17 protein-coding genes are annotated in these 23,911 nt (G+C 44.6%); 10 read left to right on the forward strand and 7 right to left on the reverse strand.

Annotated features, from left to right (window positions below; all coding sequences use genetic code 11):
- Window positions 1-6: 6 nt before the first annotated feature.
- The 3 genes from EX191_RS06840 to EX191_RS06850 all read left to right on the forward strand — a co-directional run bounded on the left by EX191_RS06840 (window position 7) and on the right by EX191_RS06850 (window position 5,008).
- A complete protein-coding gene (locus tag EX191_RS06840) occupies window positions 7-3,069 on the forward strand; it encodes an efflux RND transporter permease subunit (RefSeq protein ID WP_193447422.1) in 3,063 nt (1,020 codons plus the stop codon).
- A complete protein-coding gene (locus EX191_RS06845; protein ID WP_193447423.1) occupies window positions 3,066-4,568 on the forward strand; it encodes an efflux transporter outer membrane subunit in 1,503 nt (500 codons plus the stop codon). Before EX191_RS06840 ends, EX191_RS06845 begins: the two co-directional genes overlap by 4 nt.
- Before the next feature lie 185 nt (window positions 4,569-4,753).
- Window positions 4,754-5,008 carry a hypothetical protein gene (locus tag EX191_RS06850; RefSeq protein ID WP_006741374.1) on the forward strand — a complete coding sequence of 85 codons (255 nt, stop codon included), beginning with the start codon at window positions 4,754-4,756 and terminating at the stop codon, window positions 5,006-5,008.
- A 101-nt stretch (window positions 5,009-5,109) separates the two neighbouring features.
- On the opposite strand, the gene EX191_RS06855 is transcribed toward EX191_RS06850, so the two are convergent.
- On the reverse strand, window positions 5,110-7,518 hold the full coding sequence (locus EX191_RS06855) for a beta-mannosidase (RefSeq protein WP_193447424.1): 2,409 nt from the start codon (window positions 7,516-7,518) through the stop codon (window positions 5,110-5,112).
- Between the two features lie 304 nt (window positions 7,519-7,822).
- Here EX191_RS06855 and EX191_RS06860 point away from each other — a divergent pair, with 304 nt between their 5' ends.
- Window positions 7,823-9,409: a BCCT family transporter gene (locus EX191_RS06860; protein ID WP_005392697.1), complete on the forward strand. Its 1,587-nt coding sequence runs from the start codon at window positions 7,823-7,825 to the stop codon at window positions 9,407-9,409.
- Between the two features lie 62 nt (window positions 9,410-9,471).
- On the opposite strand, the gene EX191_RS06865 is transcribed toward EX191_RS06860, so the two are convergent.
- Complete coding sequence (locus EX191_RS06865) at window positions 9,472-10,200, reverse strand: UTRA domain-containing protein (RefSeq protein WP_074189836.1); 729 nt, start codon at window positions 10,198-10,200, stop codon at window positions 9,472-9,474.
- 210 nt (window positions 10,201-10,410) lie between these two features.
- Between EX191_RS06865 and EX191_RS06870 the strand changes: the two genes are divergently transcribed.
- From EX191_RS06870 to EX191_RS06895, 6 genes are read left to right on the forward strand one after another with little or no spacing between them, the layout of a single operon-like run.
- Entirely contained in the window at window positions 10,411-11,478 is a 1,068-nt protein-coding gene (locus EX191_RS06870) for an ABC transporter substrate-binding protein (protein WP_193447425.1), read from the forward strand.
- Window positions 11,479-11,490: 12 nt separating this feature from the next.
- On the forward strand, window positions 11,491-12,315 hold the full coding sequence (locus EX191_RS06875) for an alkaline phosphatase family protein (protein ID WP_134645436.1): 825 nt from the start codon (window positions 11,491-11,493) through the stop codon (window positions 12,313-12,315).
- On the forward strand, window positions 12,312-13,202 hold the full coding sequence (locus EX191_RS06880) for an ABC transporter permease (protein ID WP_193447426.1): 891 nt from the start codon (window positions 12,312-12,314) through the stop codon (window positions 13,200-13,202). The genes EX191_RS06875 and EX191_RS06880 overlap by 4 nt, the downstream gene beginning before the upstream one ends.
- A 2-nt stretch (window positions 13,203-13,204) precedes the next feature.
- The gene (locus EX191_RS06885; RefSeq protein WP_006741368.1) at window positions 13,205-13,993 is read left to right on the forward strand and encodes an ABC transporter permease; all 789 of its coding nucleotides are present in this window, start codon (window positions 13,205-13,207) and stop codon (window positions 13,991-13,993) included.
- Window positions 13,990-15,009, forward strand: coding sequence for an ABC transporter ATP-binding protein (locus tag EX191_RS06890; RefSeq protein ID WP_193447427.1), 1,020 nt, complete (start codon window positions 13,990-13,992; stop codon window positions 15,007-15,009). The genes EX191_RS06885 and EX191_RS06890 overlap by 4 nt, the downstream gene beginning before the upstream one ends.
- Before the next feature lie 2 nt (window positions 15,010-15,011).
- On the forward strand, window positions 15,012-15,671 hold the full coding sequence (locus EX191_RS06895; RefSeq protein WP_193447428.1) for an HAD family hydrolase: 660 nt from the start codon (window positions 15,012-15,014) through the stop codon (window positions 15,669-15,671).
- A 533-nt stretch (window positions 15,672-16,204) separates the two neighbouring features.
- Here EX191_RS06895 and EX191_RS06900 read toward each other — a convergent pair.
- The 5 genes from EX191_RS06900 to EX191_RS06920 form a co-directional block, all read right to left on the reverse strand.
- On the reverse strand, window positions 16,205-17,038 hold the full coding sequence (locus EX191_RS06900) for a DNAase (protein ID WP_145534416.1): 834 nt from the start codon (window positions 17,036-17,038) through the stop codon (window positions 16,205-16,207).
- 4 nt (window positions 17,039-17,042) lie between these two features.
- Window positions 17,043-18,263: an alpha/beta hydrolase gene (locus EX191_RS06905; protein WP_053808078.1), complete on the reverse strand. Its 1,221-nt coding sequence runs from the start codon at window positions 18,261-18,263 to the stop codon at window positions 17,043-17,045.
- A 410-nt stretch (window positions 18,264-18,673) separates the two neighbouring features.
- Complete coding sequence (locus tag EX191_RS06910; RefSeq protein ID WP_046873807.1) at window positions 18,674-18,940, reverse strand: hypothetical protein; 267 nt, start codon at window positions 18,938-18,940, stop codon at window positions 18,674-18,676.
- A 342-nt stretch (window positions 18,941-19,282) separates the two neighbouring features.
- Complete coding sequence (locus EX191_RS06915; RefSeq protein WP_193447429.1) at window positions 19,283-22,435, reverse strand: efflux RND transporter permease subunit; 3,153 nt, start codon at window positions 22,433-22,435, stop codon at window positions 19,283-19,285.
- A 13-nt stretch (window positions 22,436-22,448) separates the two neighbouring features.
- The gene (locus EX191_RS06920) at window positions 22,449-23,606 is read right to left on the reverse strand and encodes an efflux RND transporter periplasmic adaptor subunit (RefSeq protein WP_006741362.1); all 1,158 of its coding nucleotides are present in this window, start codon (window positions 23,604-23,606) and stop codon (window positions 22,449-22,451) included.
- Window positions 23,607-23,911: the final 305 nt, after the last annotated feature.

Below are 23,911 nucleotides of genomic sequence, written 5' to 3' on the forward strand. Positions count from 1 at the left end.
GAATCCATGATCAATTTAGCTGAATTCGCGATTCGCCAACGTAAGTTCGTTCTGTTCTTTATCGTATTGAGCGTGATCGCTGGCATCTATTCTTACTTCGACTTAGGCAAGTTGGAAGACCCGAGCTTTACGGTAAAAACTGCGGTAGTCGTGACCCTTTATCCGGGGGCGTCTGCCGAAGAAGTCGAACACCAAGTCACCGATACCGTTGAAACCAAATTGCAGGAAATGGCGGAGTTGGATCGCTTGCGCTCATTGTCTCGCCCCGGTTTATCTATGGTCTTTGTTGACCTCAAAGAGAGCCTTAATTCCAAAGCACTTCCGCAGGAATGGGACTTATTGAGACGCAAAGTAGACGATGTAAAACTGCAGTTGCCTTCCAGCGCGCAGATCAGCGTAGTGCAAGACGAGTTCTCTGAAGTCTACGGCATGCTTTTCTCTATCCACAGCACAGATGCTGCACCAGAAGAGTTACGTCGCTACGCCGAAGAGCTGCAACGCCAAATCAAAGCCGTCGACGGCATCAAAAAGATCGAGCTACACGGCGTTCAACCTCGCGTTGTACATATCGATATGCCAGATGAGCGCCTGGCTCAATATGGTTTGTCGATCGCACAAGTTTGGAACCAACTGAGCACACAAAACAGCACGTTCGAAGCGGGAAAATTCGATGCAGGTACAGAGCGTATTCGTATTGCGCAAACCAGTGAGTTTCAGTCTCTAGAAGACATTCGCAATTTAATCATCAATGGTGGCACCGGAGAGTTTGGCTCGGGATTGATTCGTCTTGGTGACATCGCCGATATCACCATGGGTTATCAAACACCAGCATTGGCAGAAAACCGCTACAACGGAGAGCCCGCTGTCACCTTGGCGGTGAGCCCAGTTCAAGGCATTAACGTGGTGTCACTTGGCGATACGATTCAAGACATCATCTCTAACTACCAAGCAACACTGCCGCTGGGTGTCGACATCTCGACCGTTGCTTATCAACCTGAAGAAGTACAAAAGTCTATCGACGACTTTGTTGGCAACCTGCTTGAAAGTGTCGCGATTGTTTTTGTGGTGTTGTTGGTCTTCATGGGTTTTAAGAGTGCGACCATCGTTGGCGCAAGCTTGCTCCTGACGATTTTGCTCACGCTTGTATACATGAACATCGCCAGCATCGATTTGCACCGTGTCTCGCTAGGTACGTTTATTCTCGCACTGGGCATGTTGGTGGATAACGCCATTGTGATCACCGATATGATGATCGCCAAGCTCAACAAAGGTATCGAGCGAACTCGCGCCGCGATTGATTCCGTCAAAGAAACCGCCGTGCCACTTTTAGGCGCAACTGTCATCGCGATTATGGGCGCAAGCCCAGTATTGTTCTCCAAAACCGACTCCGCCGAGTTTGCAAGCTCTGTGTTCTACATTGTGGCATCGTCACTGTTGCTTTCATGGATCGTCGCGATGACGTTTACGGTATTAATGGCGTGGATGTTCATCAAGCCAAAAGCTAACAGAGAAGAGACCAAACCGAGCCGTTATAAACAGTTGGTATTCTGGACGGTGGACAACCCGCGTAAAGCATTAGCCGCTTTGGTTCCGTTAATTTTAGTCACCGCCGTGGCAATCCCGTATGTGGCCGTGAACTTTATTCCTCAGTCGGATCGTTCAATTGTGTTTCTCGATTACTGGCTACCCAATGGAGCCAAGATTGAACAAACCTCGGCAGACATGCGTAAAGTTGAAGAATGGTTGGTCGCACAACCAGAAGTGGAAAGTATCTCTAGCTATGTCGGCACCAGTGCACCTCGCTTCTCGGTAACGGTAGAGCCTGAGCCGCTCGACCCTGCCTACGGCCAGATTCTGATCAACACTAAAGACTACGAGAGCATCAGTCACTTGGTGACGCGTGGTGATGATTGGCTGAAAGAGGCGTTTCCGGATGCCGAACCTCGCTTTCGAGCGCTGAAGCTGGCAACCAAAGATAAGTTCGCGGTTGAGGTGCGTTTTTCTGGTCCGGATGAAACCGTATTACATCAACTAGCGGCAGAAGCGAAAACGATTTTTGCTTCAAACCCTGATGCAAAATACATTCGCGATGATTGGCGCCAAGAAAGCAAAGTGCTCAAGCCGATTCTAAACCAAGACAAAATGCGTCAAGCAGGCATTAACCGCGCCGATGTCGCTTTCGCGCTAAAACGTGCATCAGACGGCATGCCGCTCGGACAAATGAACCTGAATGATGAGTTGATTCCAATTCAGTTACGTGGCACATCGCAAAACATGGCGTCACTAGAAACGCTACCTGTGCGCTCGCTACTTGGCTTTAACAGCGTTCCGCTTGGTCAAGTGGTGGATGGATTCGAACTGGTCACCGAAGAGAGCATGATTTGGCGACGCGACCGCGTGAAAACCATCACGGTTCAAGCGGGTGTGAGCCGAGACTCCACACCAGCGAACGTTAGGAATGCCATTAAAGATCAGGTTGAAGCTATCCAACTTCCGGCGGGTTACAGCATGGAATGGGGAGGCGAATATTACGATGAAGACAAAGCGGTCACCGACATCATGAAGCAGCAACCAAAAGCAATGCTGATCATGGTGATCATCCTAGTTGCGATGTTCAACGGCTTTAAGCAGCCAATCATCATCCTCGCAACGCTACCACTGGCAGCATCAGGGGCTGTGTTTGCTCTGCTTGGATTCGATAAACCATTTGGCTTTATGGCGCTGATCGGAGCTATCACACTGACCGGGATGATCATCAAGAATGGCATCGTACTAATGGATCAAATTGAGCTCGAACGCGCAAATGGCATGAGCTTGTCTGACGCCATTAAAGAAGCCACGGTCAACCGTACTATGGCAATTTCTATGGGTGCGTTAACGACCGCGCTCGGCATGATCCCGCTGCTGTCAGATCTGCTGTTTGACCAAATGGCGGCAACCATCATCGGAGGCTTGGCGGCCGCAACCATATTGTCACTGTTTGTCATGCCGGCACTGTATCGCCTTGCTTATAAAGAAAAAGCACCATCCATACAAACCAACGCTGAGCTAGAGGAGGCGTCATCGTGAAAAAATTCATTCTAACGCCTGTCGTTCTAGCCCTAAGTTTAGCGGGCTGTGCAGTGGGGCCAGACTACCAAGCACCGACCACCAGCATGGCAGAAACCTACTTGAACGCCGAAAATGCAGGGTTGAGTACCGATTCACAACACGTTGAGTTTTGGTGGACTAAGTTTCACGATCCGGTGTTGAATCAAATGGTTCAAGACATGCAGAGCCAAAACATTCCGCTGAAAGTGGCGGCCGAGCGGGTGAAAATGGCCAACAACTATAAAACCATGGTGGAGTCATTCAAGGTGCCGACAATTAGTCTCGGTGCGGGTTACATGAACTATCAGTTCAGTAAAAATGACTCTTCACTCGGTCCGATATTGAATCCACTCAGTGATTCCGTGTCGGGTCTGCCACCTCAAATTGGTAACGTCACCCTAATGGATAATCAGCACGATGGTGTATTTGCAGGCGCGAGTATCGCTTGGGAAGTTGATCTGTTTGGGCGCATTGACCGCCAAGCGAACGCGGCGCATATTCGTCTCGAACAAGCTCAGATTTATCAAAGCGGCTTGAACACAGTGATCACGGCGGATTTGATTCACAACTACTTGCAATACCAAGGTGCAAGCGAGCGCCTTGAGTTGGCAAAGTCGAACTTAGAAGATCAACGACGTACACTCGACCTCGTCGAGAAAGTCGTGCGCAGCGGCTACGGTTCTGATCTCGATTTAGCCCAAGCAAAGGCCACGCTTGCGGCGATGGAATCGCTCGTTCCGCAGTTAGAAATTGCACAACAAGCGCACAAACATCGTTTAGCAGTATTGCTTGGTGAGCCGCTAACGCAAGTCGAAATCCGTCTGTCTAAGCAGCATAGTGTACCTGTCATGCAAGACATGGTGCCGGTCGGTTTACCTTCCGATCTGTTGAAACGTCGTACCGATATACGCTTAGCAGAGCGCGAAATGGCCGCGCTCAATGAAGAGTTAGCAGCAAGTGTTGCTGATCAATATCCGAAGTTCTTTTTGACAGGCGCTCCGGGGTTGTCGGCGTCAAGCTTTGACGATCTTTTCAGTAGCGATTCTTTCGGTTGGATGGGCGCGGCAGGCGTAAGCTGGAACTTGTTCGATGGGGGGCGTGGGGAGGCGATTGAAGCCATCAACCAAGCGCGTTTTGATTCGGCGACATTGTCTTATCAACATACGGTCGAGGCAGCTTTGGCAGAAACCGAATCCTCGCTGTTTGCTTATGGTCGCAGCCAAGAAAATCAGCGCCGAATCGATGAGGCATTGAAAGCCACCAATAACGCCGTCAACAAAGCCAAGTCACTGTACCGAGCAGGCTTGATTGATCACTTATCGGTTTTAGATGCGCAACGTCAGCAACGCATGATGCAAGATCAGCGAGTCGCAGCAAAGTTACAAACCGCACACGCTACGATTGCGCTCTACAAATCGCTTGGTGGTGATTGGACGCTACAACCAGAAGCACAACCCGACACGAATGCCAAAGGTTAGGTTTCTTACAAGCCTCACACCTTTGCGTCATAACGGATACCGTTAAATCGGTTAAAAAGAGGCCACTTAGATGGCCTCTTAGTTTGTGAGGCAAATATTTCTACCACCTATACCCTCTCTCGGTTGTATAATATCGGCTCTGAAATATTTTGTTACGTTACCTCGGTAACACCTGAGATTACAACATGAACAACAGCAGATGGGTCGGCTTTATAGGCGGCACGATTGTCTTACTTAGTACCTTTATCCTCTTCGGATCTTCCGTCCACTCTGCTTGGTACCGAATCCCTGCGGAAGCCATTCATGGTATCGCCTTCACTCTGGCTTTTGGTTTAGGGTTAAACAGCCTACTGGCGTACGCGACGGCAATGCTTACTCTCGCAGCGCTATTCTACATAGGTTTTGTTGTTGGCTACCGTATTCATCAGAAACTTAAATAACCTTCTGTCTCAACCTGAGCTTGATAACGGATACTTGATAACTAAAAAGGGAGCAAAGGCCCCCTTCCCAGATATCAGCATATAGATGTTCTATGCTCGTTTTAATCATTAAGGTGGTATACCCTCAACGACTGTTGCATGCCTAAAACATCATCACCTAAATACTCAACCGTCATTGGAACGTTGGTCAGCAGAGTAAAACTGGAGTCACTGAACCTTCCATCAACATCACTTTCCAAATGAACAAAAAACGCAGGCTTGTCAGCAATCAATGTAATTTGGCTTCCGTCAATAGAGACATCAATATTGGCTTTTGCCATAGGCAAAGTTTTCAGCTCATGAGTGCAAAACCATGTGTTGCTTATTCTGTCTTCACCGATTTGCGCTTCAACATAGAAGAAGCCTGACGTAAGTTCATCCTTCTCAACCGATTCATTCAATTGCCACAAAATCGTATTGCTGTCTGCTATGACCGTTTGTTCTAAGCTCCAACATTGCTTTTCTTCCCCTTGCCAATCTACCCACTTGAGCAGTGCGTTGACGCTTGCGGGCTCTTTGGCATCATTGAGCAAATGCAGGCTCAACTTGCCTGTATGCTCGGAAAATACCAAATACTGCGGCGCAAAAAAGCGTTTTGCATGGTAGTGCAACTGCTTCCATCGACCACTGTATTCCAAACTAGACCAAGAACTGACAGGCCAATTGTCGTTGAGTTGCCAGTACAGCATGCCGCGACAAACTGGAGAAATGGCACGCCAATGATCGCATGCAGTTTTGATCGCGATTGCCTGCTGAACTTGACTTAAATACAGCATGCTCTCAAATCCAGAGGGAAAACGAAAATAGCGCGTGAACATCTCTGTGATAATACTATGACCACGAGGGTTCTTCTGATGTTGTTCGAAAGTTGGGGATGTAATATTCCAGTCTTGCTCAGGGACAAACCGCTTAACTTCAGCAAAAGATGGCCAAGATTGAAAACCAAACTCAGAGCAAAAACGAGGATTCACGTCAAGGTAGGCATTGAATGATTTTCCTGAATGCCAAACGTCCCAAAAGTGCATATCACCTTTACTATCATCATGCCACGCGTCACCGAAATCCAGTTCACCATTACACGGGGAACTTGGCCAGAAACGGCGAGCGCTATCTTGTTCGGTAATCACCTGCTGAATCATGCGGTTGAGGCGATCGTAGTTAACCGTGTATTTGACTTTGTTGTGCTTGGATTCTTCATACCAACCAATGGCACCAATCACTTCGTTGTCACCACACCAAAGCGCTATTGATGGGTGCTCTTTAAGCCTAGGAATTTGGTATCGAAGCTCATCTTCGACCTCTTTTAAAAACTCGTCATTTGATGGGTACAGTGAACATGCGAACATCATGTCTTGCCACACTAACAAGCCGATCTCATCACACAGATTGTAAAAGATCTCGCTCTCGTACTGACCTCCGCCCCACACACGTATCATATTCATGTTGGCGTCAACCGCACTTTGCAAAAGGTTGCGATAACGTGTTTCGCACTCTCGCCCCGGCATTGCGTCAACAGGGATCCAGTTGGCACCTTTGGCATTAATTGGTACGCCATTAACGATAAACTCCATCGCAGAGCCACGTTCATCAGCTTGGTTATTTAGGGTTAACTGACGCAAACCAACGTTGCGCGTTAACTTTTGCTCTCTGCAAGAAATGGTAATGGGGTAAAGATAAGCTTCGCCATAACCCGATGGCCACCAGCGTTGAGGCTCCGAAATGTGGAACTGGCAGTGATAGTGGCCACTTCCTTTTGTTTGAATACATTGACGCTCACCATTAAATTCAACAATCAGTTCATGGCGTTGACTGTCCGTTTCCACTTCAACTACTACATCAAGAAACACACTCTCATCGGCTTGCCATTGCTGCTCTGTCGAGAAGCCTTTGAGCCAAAGCTCATTCACAATGTCGATTTGAATGGGGTCGTAAATACCCGATACCATCAAGCAAATGCCCCAGTCCCATCCGGAATGACATTGCGTTTTTCGGATCAAATTCATGTGCGGAATTTGATTATTTCCCATTGCGGAAGGGATTGGGAAAGGCAATTTTTTAGCACGTTCCACACCTTCTATATCGACTCTTGCGAATTGAACAAGAACAGTATTTATACCCTGTTTTAAATAAGGTTTGATATCAACTCGTTGTTGAGTAAACATGTTGCTGCAAGTTAGTGCTAACTCACCATTAATATAGAAGGTTGCCAAGGTATCGACACGAGTTAGCGTCATCCAAACTTGCTTGGCAGACAACGTAAACGCGTCGACTTCAAACTCACGCGAGATATGCCACTCACACTCTTCAATCCAACGAACTTTGTTTTCATTATCGGCAAAATAAGGATCCGGAATGCGCTCTGCTTGTAAAAGCGCCGAAATATTATCGCCCGGAATAGACATTGGAATTTCAATATCGGGACGCTGTGGCGAGGTAAGTAACCACTGTCCATTAAGTTCGAAGTGAGCCATTGAGTAAACCTCAGTTTGGAGAAGAAACATGTTTGCTCAATGTAATCCTGAGTAATCCATGCAAAAACAAGGGAGATGTTATTTACATACGAAATGCGGTGCACTTCACGTAAAAACACTTTCCTTTGATCTCTACCCAAAAATCAGCAACTTGGCTAACCTGTTAAAAATTAATCGAAATCTAAGGTTATATTTGCAACTTCGACATGTTAACATCATCGGATTTTTGAACATCCTCACACTTTTCGTCGAAACGATGTGAGGGGAAATGCACGGCTTCATAGCCCTAAAAAGCGAAGTAATTATGTCAAATATGACGAATGCCGCCTCCCACACAGCGCCTATTCAGGATGCTGACTATTCTGCTATTCATCCCCCATCTCTGCTCAAGCGCCTCGAACTCACCAATCCTGTCTTTTGGTTAAGTGGTAGCTTCCTCACTCTATTCGTTTTACTTGCCCTAACGAATACCGACTCTCTAACCGCAATGGTTAACACCGGCTTCGGCTTTGCTACTAAATATTTCGGAGCTTACTGGCAAGTACTGCTTCTTCTGAATTTCCTTATTGGTTTGGCTCTTGCGTTTGGTCGCACTGGTTATGTGCGTCTAGGTGGTCTAGCGAAACCTGATATTGATAACTTTAAGTGGTTGTCAATCGTACTCTGTACCCTACTTGCAGGTGGTGGTGTGTTCTGGGCCGCTGCTGAGCCTATCGCGCACTTTGTGACTGCTCCGCCTCTATACGGGGAAGCCTCACCGAAAACTGCCGCAATCAATGCCCTATCTCAGTCTTTTATGCACTGGGGCTTCTTAGCTTGGGCGATCCTTGGTGGCCTATCTTCCATTGTCTTAATGCACTTGCATTACGATAAAGGCCTGCCTCTTAAGCCGCGTACTCTGCTTTACCCTGTGTTTGGCGATAAAGCCATTAAAGGCTGGATTGGTGATGTTGCTGACGCATGTAGCATTATTGCCGTAGCAGCAGGAACAATCGGCCCTATCGGCTTCTTAGGTTTACAAATTAGCTACGCGCTAAACTCATTGTTTGGCCTGCCAGATACGTTCGTAACGCAAAGCATGGTTATCATGGCAGCGATCCTGATGTATACCCTTTCCGCACTAAGCGGTTTAAGCAAAGGTATTCAAATCGTCAGTCGTTACAACATTATTTTATCTGTGCTGTTAATTGGTTACATCCTGTTCTTTGGACCGACAAGCTTTATTGTTGATGGCTATGTACAAGGCGTTGGTCGCATGGTAGATAACTTCTTCCCAATGGCGCTTTACCGTGGTGATACGGGCTGGCTAAGCTGGTGGACAGTATTCTTCTGGGGTTGGTTTATCGGTTATGGCCCAATGATGGCGATCTTTATTGCTCGTATCTCTCGTGGTCGTACAATTCGCCAGCTGATCATGTCTATTAGCATCGCAGCACCGCTGATTACTTGCTTCTGGTTTAGTATCGTTGGCGGCAGTGGCCTTGCGTTTGAACTTGATAACCCTGGCTTGATTTCATCTGCGTTTGAAGGCTTTAACTTGCCTGCAGCACTGCTAGCGATTACGGGTGAATTACCTTATCCAATGATCATTTCGGTTCTGTTCCTGATCTTAACGACAACATTTATCGTGACGACGGGTGACTCAATGACTTACACAATCAGTGTAGTAATGACGGGCTCAACAGAACCAAACGCAGTGATTCGCTCATTCTGGGGCTTGATGATGGGTATTGTCGCTATTGCGCTTATCTCAATGGGCTCTGGTGGTATTTCTGCATTGCAGTCTTTCATTGTAATTACCGCCGTGCCTGTGTCTTTCATTTTGCTGCCAAGCATTTGGAAAGCGCCTGGCATCGCAAGTAAAATGGCAAAAGAGCAAGGCCTCGTTTAAACCGCCTCTCTAACCAATATGCGAAAAAGAGCCCTTCATTGGGCTCTTTTTAATTCTGCACTTTATCCTACGCTATCAATGCGAATCATCACTGCATCTGGACGCCAATACTCGAATTCGCAGTCCATTAATTTGCCATCTTGTTTGTAGTTTACTCGACGAATTTTCAGAACCGGCTGTCCTTCAGCCAAGTTCAACGCTTTAGCGACATGAGCAGGTGCTGACGTTGGAATCACATCAAAACGAGAGCGCTTTGTCTCGTAGCCATACTTCTCACGATAAATACCCGTCAGTGACATGATGAGGTTCTCGGACAATATACCTTCAAACAGTGCTGATTTGAGTATATTTTCAACAAACAATACCGCTCGCCCATCAATAAAACGTAACCGTTCAATCACATAAATTGGGGTAATTCGCTCAACCTCTAACGATTTTGCATACTCACCTGCGGCCATTTCACTTCGCACGTTGAGTAACTTGGTTTCTGCAATACGATGCTGCTCTCTAATCATTTGATGGAAGTGAGAACGAGACAACGGGTTGTAACAGATACGCTCCGGAGATACGTACCAGCCACGACGCTCTTCTCGGTAAATCAGGCCTTCGGTTTCCAAAGACACCAACGCATCTTTGATAGTGATTCGAGTCGTAGAAAATAGTTCACTGAGCTCTCTTTCTGATGGCAATTTTTGTCCTTCCGACATGATGCCGGAAAGAATCTGCTGCTTTAAGCTGCTTCTAATTTTTCCTAATTGGGTACCAAATTGGCTGGTGCCTGTCGCTCTCATTCTGATCTAGTCCAACGATAATTTGATGAACAACATAAGGCGTGTACGTAACAAAAATATGACATTAATCAACAGAACACATATTGAGCGTATGAAATATAAGTGCCATAGAAATTCATAAAAACTGTCAAATTACTTGCGCTAAATCGTCACATTCCATCCATAGCATACAAAGCGAACTTACTGACCTAGTCCAGAAGGATGGAGACAATGAAAACTTTGCTAAGTCGTTCAATTACCGCACCAGCGGCAATCATCGCGGTAACGCTTGCAGCACCAACAGTAGCGAAAGAAGCCGATATTGAGTCATTGGTTACCGCAGCACAAAAAGAAGGGGCGGTTTACAGTGTAGGTATGCCCGATAGTTGGGCGAACTGGAAAGACACTTGGGCTGATTTAAAGTCAAACTACAACCTTAAGCACCAAGACACGGATATGAGCTCGGCTCAAGAAATCGCAAAATTCGAAGCTGAGAAGAAAAACGCGACCGCAGACATTGGTGACGTAGGCTTTGCCTTCGCACGTGTAGCGGTTAAAAAAGGCGTCACTCAGCCATACAAACCAACAACTTGGAATGACATTCCAGATTGGGCAAAAGACGAAGATGGTCATTGGGCACTTGCTTACACTGGCACTATTTCTTTTATCTCCAACAATAACCTCGTAAAAGACGCGCCAAAAACGTGGGATGACCTATTAAAAGGCGACTACAAAGTGACCGTAGGTGACGTCGGCGTAGCAGCACAGGCAAACAACGCGGTTCTCGCCGCAGCGTTCGCCAACGGTGGGGACGAATCCAACCTCAAGCCTGCGCTCAAGTTCTTTTCTGAACTCACGAAGCAAGGTCGTCTTTCATTTACCGATCCGAACATCGCCAACCTAGAAAAAGGCGAAGTGGAAGTGGCGATCATGTGGGACTTCAATGCGTTGAACTACCGCGACAAAATTGACCGCGACCGCTTTACAGTGAGCATTCCTCAAGATGGCTCTGTGATTTCTGGTTATACAACCATAATCAATAAATACGCGAAGAACCCTAATGCAGCAAAGCTTGCTCGTGAGTACATCTTCAGCGATCAAGGGCAAATCAACTTAGCAGAAGGTTATGCGCGTCCAATCCGCACCAACATCACACTGCCTCAAGCAGTGCAAGACAAGCTAATTGCTAACGACCAATACAGCAATGTTCACCCAGTGACTGACTTCTCAGCTTGGGAAAAGTCCGCACGTAAGCTGCCACGTCAATGGCAAGAAAGTGTCTTAATCCACCAGCAATAAGAGTAAGTCGTTATGAGCAATAAGGTCATCCTTGTTGTTCTAGATGGACTGAACTATCAGGTAGCCCGTGATTGCATGGGCTACCTCAATGGTCTTCTAGAACAAAGTCGTTCCCAACAAGAAACTCGCGCAACGCTTTATCCTGTGCAGTGTGAGTTGCCCTCAATGTCTCGCCCACTTTATGAGTGCATTTTAACGGGCGTTCGCCCTGTAGAAAGCGGCATCGTAAACAACAATATCGTTCGTCTATCCAAACACGATTCCATTTTCAGTTTGGCAAAAGCCCAAGGCAAAGTGACCGCTGCGGCTGCCTACCACTGGGTCAGTGAGCTTTATAATCGCGCGCCATTTGAACCTGTTCGCGATCGTTTCACGCATGATGAAACCCTGAATATCCAACACGGCTGCTTTTACCATTGGGATCATTATCCTGATGAAGCCTTGTTCCTGGATGCAGAGTATTTACGTCGCAACTATAAACCTGATTTCTTACTGATCCATCCGATGAATATCGACGATACAGGACATAAGTTTGGCCTAGACTCTCGCCAATACCGCAATTGTGCGCGAGGTGCAGACATTGTTCTTTCCAACTACATCGATCAATGGCTTGCTGATGGGTATCAAATCATTGTGACCAGCGATCATGGCATGAACAACGATCTTTCCCACGGTGGGATTTTACCCGAAGAGCGAGAGGTTCCCCTGTTTGTCATTGGCGATAAGTTTACCCATCAAGATTGTCATATTAAGCAAACTGATATTTGTGGCACCGTTTGTCAATTGCTAAACCTTGACCACACGAAGCCATACACTCAGGAATTGTTAGCACTATGAGCAGTTCTGTCCTCTCCCCAAGCTCTAGCGAATCACGCTCAAATTTGGCAAGTACTTGGTTAAAGCGCTTTAAGCCAGCCATTTGGTTAGTGCCTTTCGCGCTGCTTTTCTACCTATTTCAACTCGCACCGATGATTTGGGTACTGTTAAACAGCTTTATCTACGATAGCGAGTTTGCCTTAGATAACTACATTGAAGTGCTCGACTCCGCCTTTATGATGCAGGCGTTTGGCAACAGCTTGTGGTTAGCTGTGTGGTCGAGCATTTTTGGCTTAGCCATTGCGACGTTGTTGGTCTCTTCTCTACGCAGAGTCGATTCTAAAGTCCGCGACGGTGTAATTGCGTTTACGAACATGAGCAGCAACTTTGCAGGCGTACCTCTGTCATTCGCTTTTATTATTATTTTAGGCACCAACGGGGCAATTACCCTTTTGCTCAAGCAGTATGGCTTACTCGGTGATTTCGACCTTTATGGTAAATGGGGCCTACTGGCCATTTATATCTACTTCCAAATCCCGCTGGCGGTGTTGTTGCTCTACCCTGCGTTCGACGCGTTGAGTGATGATTGGCAAGCAGCCGCTGCGCTACTAGGTGCCAAAACATCGCAATATTGGGCAAAAATCGCTCTGCCAGTGCTCTCACCAGCCTTGTTCGGTACCTTTATTATCTTAATAGCCAACGCGATTGGCGCATATGCGAGTGTTTATGCGTTGACCTCCGGTAACTATAACGTCATCACAATTCGAATCGCGAGTCTGGTATCAGGAGATCTGTTCCTTGAACCTAATCTTGCCGCTGCGATTTCAGTGATTCTAATGGCCTTACTTGCCTTTATCACAGTGATTAACCAATGGCTCATTTCGAAAAGCTATGCAGGTAGGAAGTAGTCATGCACAACGTTAATACTCGATTCCATAAAACGGTGGTTTATTCCATTGTTGGGATCATGCTCATCCCGATTTTAGCGACCTTTGTCTATTCGCTTTCATCACGCTGGGGCGCCACGGTGCTTCCGGATGGTTTCACTTTTGATTGGTACGTTAAATTGCTGACCGACCCACGTTTTTTGCAAGCGTTTGGGCGTTCGTTGTTTATTTGTATTGCTTCGCTAACCCTCAGTGTGCTTCTGGTTCTGCCAGCGATATTCGTGGTGTTTTACTACTTCCCGAAGCTCGATAAGCTCATGAACGTACTAATTTTGCTACCATTCGCTGTACCACCAGTGGTGTCATCCGTCGGCTTGCTTCAACTTTATGCTGACAGTGAAATATCTCTTATCGGTACCCCTTGGATTTTAATAGGCACTTATTTCACCATCGCGTTACCGTTCATGTATCGTGCGATTTCCAATAGCTTCGAAGCAATTAACCTTAATGATTTAATGGACGCGGCACACTTGCTAGGGGCAAGCACAACCAAAGCGTTTTTGATGGTCATTTTACCTAACCTCAAAAAAGGGCTGATGGCATCGCTTTTCCTTTCATTTTCATTTCTATTGGGAGAGTTTGTGTTCGCCAATATTTTAGTCGGCACACGTTATGAAACCCTGCAAATCTACTTGTATAACATGCGTCAGACGAGCGGCCACTTTACGTCTGCCTTAGTGATGACCTACTTCCTATTTATTTTTTTACTGACTTGGTTGGCAAGTCGTTTCAGCCGAGGAGTCAAACAATGAGCTACGTAGCAGCGAAAAATCTGACTAAACGTTTTGGTGATAACACCGTATTTGAGGACATTCACTTTAACATCGAGCAAGGTGAATTCGTTACGCTTTTGGGCCCTAGCGGTTGTGGTAAATCGACGCTACTTCGCAGCCTTGCAGGGCTTAACCCTGTCGATGGAGGCGAGATTTGGGTAAACGGAGAAGATATCACGCATCAAGTCCCGCAAGAGCGTGGTATTGGGATGGTCTTTCAATCGTATGCACTGTTTCCCAATATGACCGTTGAAGGCAACATTGCATTTGGCTTAAAAATGAAAAAGCTTGCGAATGATGATATTCGACGTGAAGTAGCTAAAGTCATCAAACTGGTGGACCTGGCAGGTAAAGAAAAACACTATCCGCATCAACTTTCTGGCGGTCAGCGCCAGCGTGTCGCACTCGCCCGAGCGTTGGTGGTGAAACCTCGCATATTATTGCTTGATGAGCCACTTTCTGCGCTTGATGCCAAGATCCGCAAACATCTTCGTCAGCAAATCCGAGATATTCAGAAAGAAATGAATCTCACCACTATCTTCGTAACTCATGACCAAGAAGAGGCGATGATTATGTCTGATCGTATCTTCTTAATGAGTAAAGGGGAAATTGTTCAAGCAGGAACACCTGAAGAAATTTATACTCATCCTGCTAACGAGTTTGTGGCCGGTTTCATGGGACACTACAACCTTGTAGAGGCCAATAAAGCCAAGCAACTCTTCAACATTGATACCGAATGGAAAGTAGCGATTCGCCCAGAGTCTATATATGTAAAAGAGCAAGGTCGTCAATATGATAGCCACATCTCAGCGCCACAAGTAGGTACGATCACCAACCACCAGCTTCTAGGTAATATTATTCGCTATCAAGTGAACGTTGAAGAGTGTGAGCTCACTGTTGACTTACTTAACCGCTCTTCAGAACGCTTACTAGCGAATGGCAGCCAACTAGAGCTACTCTTTAACCTAAACGAAATACAACCAGTGAGAGCCTAAACATGTCCAAACCTTTGTATGTTTTTGATATGGATGAAACCCTAATAAACGCTGACTGCGCAATGATTTGGAACGAGTTTATGGTTGAGAGAGGCATCGCGACTGATCCTTTATTTATTAAGGAAGATCAGCGTCTAATGGCCTTGTACTCTGAAGGCAAAATGGACATGGAAGATTACCTAGCGTTCTCCATGAAGCCACTAGAAAACATGCCGATTGAAGAAGTAAACGCCTTGGTTGAAGAATGTGTTGAAAGCCATATTCTGGCTAAACAGTTTCCTCAAGCCAAAACTCTGATTGAGCAACTGTCTCGTGATGGTATAGATATGGTTATCATCTCTGCCAGCGTCACTTTTTTGGTGGAAGCCGTTGGTCGCCGTCTTAATATTCCAATCGCACTCGGCATCGATTTAATCGAGAAAGACAACCGTTATACTGCTGAAATCGACGGTGTCCCTAGTTATCGTGAAGGTAAAGTCACGCGCTTAAAACAGTGGCTAGAAAATCAGCCTGAGCCTTATTCTGAAATCCATTTCTATACCGATTCAATCAACGATTTACCGCTTTGTGAATACGCAGACTACGCTTACCTGGTAAATCCATGCCCACAACTAAAAGAACACGCGAATCGATCAAATTGGACGCTATTACATTGGGATTAGCCTTCAGTCTTTATAGCAATAAAGGGCAGATAACTGCTGCTCTTTTCCTTTAATTGTCTGGTTATACGTGAACTCAAATTTGAGACCATCGAAAAACAAACACACCAGTAACAAAATGGCGTAATCCATGTCGAATTATTAAAAATAATGAAGATTTAGCAGTGTGATATGACAAGATTTATATAACCAAAATGGATAAAGAAAGGGCCATCTATATCTCATGATGTATTCAAATTCGACAGTCAAGCATTCCAGGAACAATAGAACAACATATTCACAATCCAGACTAACGATAATGAAAACATTGATTGAAGAATTAACATTTTAACAATCATTGCAACAATGTTAACTTTAGCTCCGTTGGTCGCGCTGGTGGTAAGCCTCTCACCAAGCCTATTGTCAGTTTTATATGGACGTTCGACCACCTCCAAAATGAATAGACACCCAATTTGGTGCCCTTTATTACGCCCGCAGAGGAAATTCTTTGCGGGCTTTTTTCTTTAAGTTGAAAGTCAGAGCGCACAGGATCAATTTTATTTGGTCAATCTCTCTACCTTGGAGGTAGTATACGAATCAACAAGCGGAGACAATTCTAGTAACTCTAACACCTTTTTCTCAAAGGTTTCATCAGCACTTCTCACCCAATCTAAAAACTTTTTTTGAGCAAACATAGGCTCGATTTCGTATAAAAACTCGATACTAAAGTAAAACTCATTTTTGATATGCAAATTGTAAACTCTTCGATAGTCCTTCTTATATTCCAAGTTACCTTCTACGTATTTTGAGTACGTTTTCTCTCCAACATCAATAGCCTGGCATTTAATTGGGGGGTAGCTGCGAAGAAACTCTCCTACGAGAAACTCTTCTTTCGCTCTCTTTTTTTCTTCGTTTATCGGCTCTAATCCCCAGCGATGATTTGCGTAATCGTTAGCATCATTCATCATCTCTGTATGATCTCCTTTCTTAGATCCTTCAGGAGACTCTAGAGCATGATAAAACTCCACATACTCTTTTTCTATGAATGAAGATAATTGATTGACAGATCTAATATTCTCATTGGCAGACTTGATCCTTAGCCTAATATATAAACCACCTTGTTTATTTATAGGTAATAGAGGGTTTAATATTTTTTTTTGAAATGAGAAATAAATAGAAGCCAATTTTATTAACTTTTCATGCCGTTCTTCTTTTGAGTCAACATCGAATTGTTTTAACTCCACAAGATCTTGGTATACATGCCCTTCATATATATTGTTCGGACACTCAAATGACAATACTAAGTCATCTATCTGGAATACATTATGTAGCAAGTTTGAAAAATCTGGCTTTCCTCGAAAGCCATCTTTACAAGTTTTAATAAGGCCCATATTTCTAACTCTTATTCTTTAAATATGCATCAATATCTTTTAAACGTTTACTAGCCATATTAGTACCAGACATCATCAGTTGTCGTCGATAGGATTCAACACCAAAATAGGGTAATGTATGTGGGCTCTCTGTGACCTCTCCATTCATCACCAATCCCAAGAATTTACAACAACGAACGAGACTACTTGCCGATAATGGAGTTTGTCTCGCAGCAATATTTGGGACAATATCAAAGGGATTCGTTCGGGTTTTATTGTAGTTTATCTTCAAACCAAGCTGCTGTGCGTTTTTTCCAATCTTCGTTGTATTGGCCCCTCCTGCGTGCACCACAACTTGTTGATTCAATAGTTTTAAGCTCGGATTCTTTTTCCTTACATATTCAAGCGCAGAGTTAAAAATAATCGCACCTTGGCTATGTACTGTCCATTTCACTTGTTTACCCTGCTCTGCACATTGTTTCATTACTGCTGCTAGGTGTTGAGCATTGTGCGAAGTAAAACGAGTTTTGTCATAAACACATTCAATAAGATCCAGCTTCGCATTATCAGAAGGGTTGTGAAACAACGTATACTCTGTTGGCTTATCTTCTTTATATGCCACCTGCGTATGTACTCCCATCAGTGTCGCCGCTTTCTCATAATCATTCAGCATTCCATTTACCGTAGCATGAAGCGTATTGACTTGATGAGTTACTTGAGCTTTAGTATGGTCCCACTCAGCCAACAATAACTTTGCTTCGTCATTGTTCTGCACTCCATTATACTCACCATTTTTACCTGTTTCTTTCTTCACATGATACATTTGGGTTCTTTGATGTGAATGCTTAAAAATAGACTTACCATGCAATTGTCGATCAAAAGCTATATCATGAATTACAACTTTCCCGTCTCTAAGGATACAAGTTAATAAATAATGATAATTTTTGAAGGGATACCTAGTTCGAAATATTCGAAGCAATGGATTACGTTTGTGTCTAACTACAGACGGTGTGCTTGGGTTAGATGAAAGAAAATACATTTCTTTGACAACTTGCTTCTGATCATATTCATTCAGAGACGCAAGCATGATGAGGGATTGTCTTGATAAGTATAGTTTTTTATTGCTAAAGAGTGTAGCTGAAAGTCTCACTCTTCCATGTAAGAATTGTTCAATCTCATTAACCGACTTATTACTTAGCCCAATATAATCAAAAGCCTCTTTCCTTTCAATAAACTCCCAAGTCATTACGAATCCCTCTTCAAATAAAAGTGAGGCATATACTAAGATATTATTAAGGTCAACAAGGAGACTAGATCTTTCTGAATTTCAAATATATAGCATCGCCTCCAATTTAATGAAATCAACAGTTTTAAAAATTACATTCATCCCCATCTCGATGATAAATCACTAGATATATACACCTATTGATACGAAGGTTAAGTGCCTTAAGTCACGTTTGAAACAAGAGACATTTAATCATGAACTACCAATTATTGGGGGAACGTACCCATAGATACTAATTATACAGTATACCTTTAACAAAAAAGCCAGCCTTAAAAGGCTGGCAAGTAGAGCAACAAGGTCAGTGCTTACTGCTAACTAACACCGAACTCGTATTGGATTCATTTTCGTCTGTTAGTCTCTTTTATCGGCGGTTATGACTTGCTTGCTTTCTCTTTGTGGCACGTTACCTTTACTAACTGTTCTTGCTCATCTTTAATGTTTTTCACGATACGCTCATCGCGTGCGTGGATGGCATCCATATTCATTTGCTGAATATCTGCTACAGCTTCATGCTTCATTTCAGAAAAGTCCTGACGTAAATCTGAGCTCCACTCCTCTTTGTCTAAAGTGTTAGCAGCAGCGATTGGTGATGACATTACAACAATAAGACTTAGAGTAGATAGAAATACGCTTTTCATAATAAGCTCCTTGAGGATTAGCAGTTCGTTTTAGTTACAATTTATATATTGCACATACGATGCCAACTTTTATTTTGTTATTTTTCAATAATTTAAATAAATCCATATATTCATCATTATCTCCCTCTGGTAAATTTCGCTAACCAAGTGTTAAATTAACCAATGGAATCAAACACGCAAAAGGTATTCATAAAAAGAATAACTTATCAGGAGATTTTCTCGCTGTTCTTTCATCGAATAAATTACGTAACAACCCACTCTAGAACTGCTTTGAATCAAAATACAGAAATAAAAAAGCAGCCCGAAGGCTGCTCCTAATCGTTAACATCAAGCTTGTTAACTCTATATATTTACTTCAACGCTCGACGTCACTGGCGACTTTCTGAAACGATTGATAAAGCGATGAAGAAGCCCCTTAATCGATCTGAAAATATTTTTAATATCTTCAAGCATTAAATACAAACAAGGCACCAGCACTAAAGTCAGAACCGTTGCGTACAACACCGCAAAGCCCAAAGCTACAGCCATTGGTATGACAAAACGCGCCTGCAAGCTCGTTTCAAACATAATCGGCAATACACCCGCAAACGTCGTTATTGAGGTGAGCGTGATCGCTCGAAAGCGTGCACAGCCCGCTTCAACCACCGCTTGTTTGATGTTCATACCCTTTTCTCTCACTTGGTTTACGTAATCTGTCATAACTAGAGAGTCGTTGATAACCACGCCAGCAGCGGCGATCAAACCAAATGTCGACATCATACTGATATCCAAACCTAGCCAGAAGTGGCCCCAAATCGCCCCCGTCAGACTAAATGGAATGACTGACATTACAATCAAAGGTTGGGTATAACTTTTTAACGGTACGGCTAACAAGATGTAGACGATGATCATGCCTGCAATAAAGAACAGAATCTGTTCATTACGCTGCGCTGCTTGCTCTTCAATATCACCACCCAATTCCGTTTTCACACTCGGGAAGACTTGCTTCATGTCCGGTAAGATATTGTCGTCGATGACCTTCACGACTTCTTGAGGTTCAACCAATTCTTCGTCTATCGAACCATAGACATAAACGGTTTGATACCCGCCTTCACGCCGAATGCTACTCACGCCCGGCTGCTCGTTGATCTTAACCACATCACCCAGCATGACCTTCTTACCTGCTGGCGTGGTAATCACAGCGTAACGTAATGATGAGAATGCTTCACGTGTCAGTTGCGGGTAACGCACCATAACTTTGATTTCTTCACCATCACGAATAAGACGCTGTGCTTCACCACCGTAGAAGCTGCCACCCACTTGCTCTGCGATCATGGTGAGATCCAGTCCGAGATCGTACGCTACAGGCGCAAGAGAGAGGAGTACTTCTTTGCTTCCTGAATCAATAGAAGATGAAATATCGTATAACCCTTCTTCCTGCTGTAAACGCTCTATCAAGTAACGCCCAGCCTCGTTCAATTCATTAATATTAGAACCAAACAGCAAGTAACCAAACTCATCTCTGTCACCGCCACCCGCGCTCTGCTCGCGGATTTTGATGCTCTTCATTCCAGGAATAACTGGCATAGCTTCACGCCAACGTCGAGCAAGTTCAAATGTATTGAACGGGCGTAATTCCTCATCAACCAATGGCACCAAAACACGGCCTTCGGTGCGGCTTCGGTTGTACGAAAGCACATCACGAATCATACCTTGACCATGTTCTGCGATGGTCTCTGATTCAATTTTTTGCATCACACGTTCGATGGTCTTAAGAGCACTGATTGTTTGCTCACTTGAAACGGTATCGTTCATTTCAATAGTGATCGCAGGATAGTCAGTAGGCACTTTAGGGTTAGGGATCACCCGAACATAATTCGCGTTGATCAAAGCCGCACTGATCAGCAGTAAACCGCAAAACACAGCAAACACTGTCCAGCGCCAATGCGTACATGTCGTGACAAAGTTACGATAAGTGCCGTTTACAAAGCCAAAAAAGCGTTGGTTAAATCGGTCACGCCAGCCACCAGGTTTAACTGGCTTAAAGTGGGTATGTGCGAGGTGAGCAGGAAGGATTAACTTTGATTCAATCAAACTGAAGATCAAACAAAGAATCACAACACCCGCGATACCATAGAAGAAAGCACTATCAATACCGCTAGACAACAAGAAAGGGGCAAACACGGCAATTGTGGTTAAAACGCCAAAAGTAGCTGGCGTGGCAACACGTTTGACACCGCGAACCACATTTTCGACGCCACCGCCTTTTTCTTCAATTTCGCTGTAGGCGCTCTCTCCCATCACGATGGCGTCATCGACCACAATACCGAGCACCATAATGAAGGCAAAAAGAGATACGATGTTTACCGTGATCCCTAATGCAGGCATCATCATCACCGCGCCAAGAAAACACACTGGCAGCCCAATCATTACCCACATTGCCAAGCGAAAGCGCAAAAAAATGGTCAGCATAATCGCCACTAGAGCTGCGCCTTGCAGCAAGTTTTTCAACATCATGTCGAGACGACCATTTAAATAATAGGTCGTATCCACTAAGACTTTGAGCTTAACGTCCTGCGGTAATGTCTTATTTTTTGCTTCGATATAATTACGAACAGACTCGGCAACAGGGATAATGTTCTGATCGCGAGTCGCTTCAACAGACATGTAGATCGCATTTTGCCCTGAGTACTCAAAGTAGCGCTCTTCTTCCGTAAAGCCATCTTTGATCGTGGCGATATCTTGCAGTAAAACCTTCGCACCATTTGCGCCAAGCTTTACAGGAATATTCCTAAATTCATCACCACGGTAGTACTGATTTTCAATCCTTACTGCGATCATCCCTGAGTTTGTTTTGACTTCGCCCGCAGAAAAGTTGGCAGAATAACGACTGATCGCGCTGCTGATATCGCTCAACGTCAAGTCGTATTTACGAAGAACGAGTGGATCAACTTCAATCGCTATCTCTTCCTCTGGTGCACTCAAATACACCAACATGACATTTTTGAGTTGAAGTAATTCATCCTCGACTTGCTTAGCAATGGGTTTGAGCTCTTCAAGCGGTCGGTCCCCAACTAACCCCATTTCGATTACATCTTGGCGCCACTCAACTTGGTAGACATTGATCGGTTCCATACCGGCAGGTAAGTTGGATAAAGTATCAATGCGTTGATTTACATCATCCAAGACACGCTTGATATCAGCATTAACGTCGACCTCGATAGAGACATACGCGCTACCTCTAGAGGCCGTTGAGACCGTTTTTTTAATCCCGGTGACATCTTTAATCGATTCCTCAACCTTAACGAGAATGCTTTCTTCAATTTCTTGAGGTGAAGCGCCAGGATAAGTCGCACGAACATCAATGTAGTTCACCTCAATATTCGGAAACATCTGCCTTTGAATAAAGAGAAAACTCACCACACCCATGATGATGATGAACACCATCAAAAGGTTGGCAGCGACGGGGTTATTCGCAAAATAGGCAATTAAGCCCTTTTGTTTAGTATCTTCCATGACAAACTCCTACTTACTGTACGACGGTTTCGGAGTCGTCACTCTTTTTTGCGATTTGTACCGCCATGCCTTTTTGAGGGTACTCCGGCAAGGTAAGTACCAACTTATCACTTTGCTCTAAGCCTTCCCCCACGAGTAAAAACTCACCTTCTGCTCTCAAGACCGTTACCGTCCGAGGTTGAAGTTGATTCTCACCATTCACTACCCATACCGTGCGATTTTTGACTAATTCCTGTGGCAGGCGATAGATATGCTTTAGCTCCTTACCTGTGAAGCTCACTTCAACGTAGGAGCCAAATTTAATTGGAGGCTGCTGATTATCAATACCATATGGGTCAGCGATTTGAATGACCATGTTAATCATTCGGGTAGCGCTATCAATCATGCCTAAATCACGAACAACTCGACCTTCTCTAGTGGTAGAAAATACACCTTGCTGCGTCACTGTCGCGGTGAGCTCACCAATGGATTCGGGTAAAAATGCACTATCAAAACCGGCAATTGGTACATGCACCTCCGCCACTTCAATGTTATTTAGCGTTGCAACTCGAGAGCCAGATGTGACAAATTGACCAACACCAATATCACGCTCAACAACCAGCGCATCGTAAGGTGCTACGACTTTGCAATTTTCTAAATCTCTTTTTGCTCGTTTGAGTGCCGCCTGAGCCGACTTCACTTGCGCTTGCGCGCTCAAAACGTGAGGCTTACGTAAATACAGGTCTGTCACTTGCTTATCGCTCAGTCTCTTGGCCTGGCGTTTTGCCACTTCCGCTTTGGCTTGCTCCTCAATCAAGCTCGCACGTGCGCTAGCTAAATTGGCTTCGGCTTGCAAAACCGACGCTTCGTAGTTGTCACTTTCAATCGTGAACAGCACTTCTCCTCGTTTCACGATCCCACCCGTTACAAAATTAGGGTGCCAACTTATCACTTCACCACTGACTTGCGCGGAAAGGTGTGTTTTTTCAAAAGGGACTAACTCACCATGGCTGGTTATCACCACTTTATGATCGGTAGGAAAAAGAGAAGAAGCCTGAACGGTAGGCTCTGTAATGGCATCTTTGGTTGACTCTTTTTCCGGAGCTGTCGCGGCGATTGCGGCATATCCTGCATAAGAGCCACCAACGACAACGAAAGGTAAAAGCCAACGTAATACGGGTTTTGCTAACATCGAAAATCCTTTTTTATTGTTGTTTTCATCACCATGCTTTTATTAAATCTTTGACTCCCTGTAAGCATGATGGTGAGGGAATTACATTTGAATAGACGTCAAAGCAGCGCGTACCTTGCTTTTTCGGTTGCTAACTACAGAGTTATTGCCAATTCAAAGTTAATAAAATTAACAAAAAATTAACCAACCTCGCAAGTTGCCCTGACTTAACTCTTCTTTTAAATAGCAAGGGACGTGCCAGACATTTATTTATTAAAATTCAAATAGTTATTATTACTCAACTATTTTAACCAGTGTGCTATTGG

The organism is Vibrio chemaguriensis (genome assembly GCF_012275705.1).
Lineage (GTDB): Bacteria > Pseudomonadota > Gammaproteobacteria > Enterobacterales > Vibrionaceae > Vibrio > Vibrio diabolicus.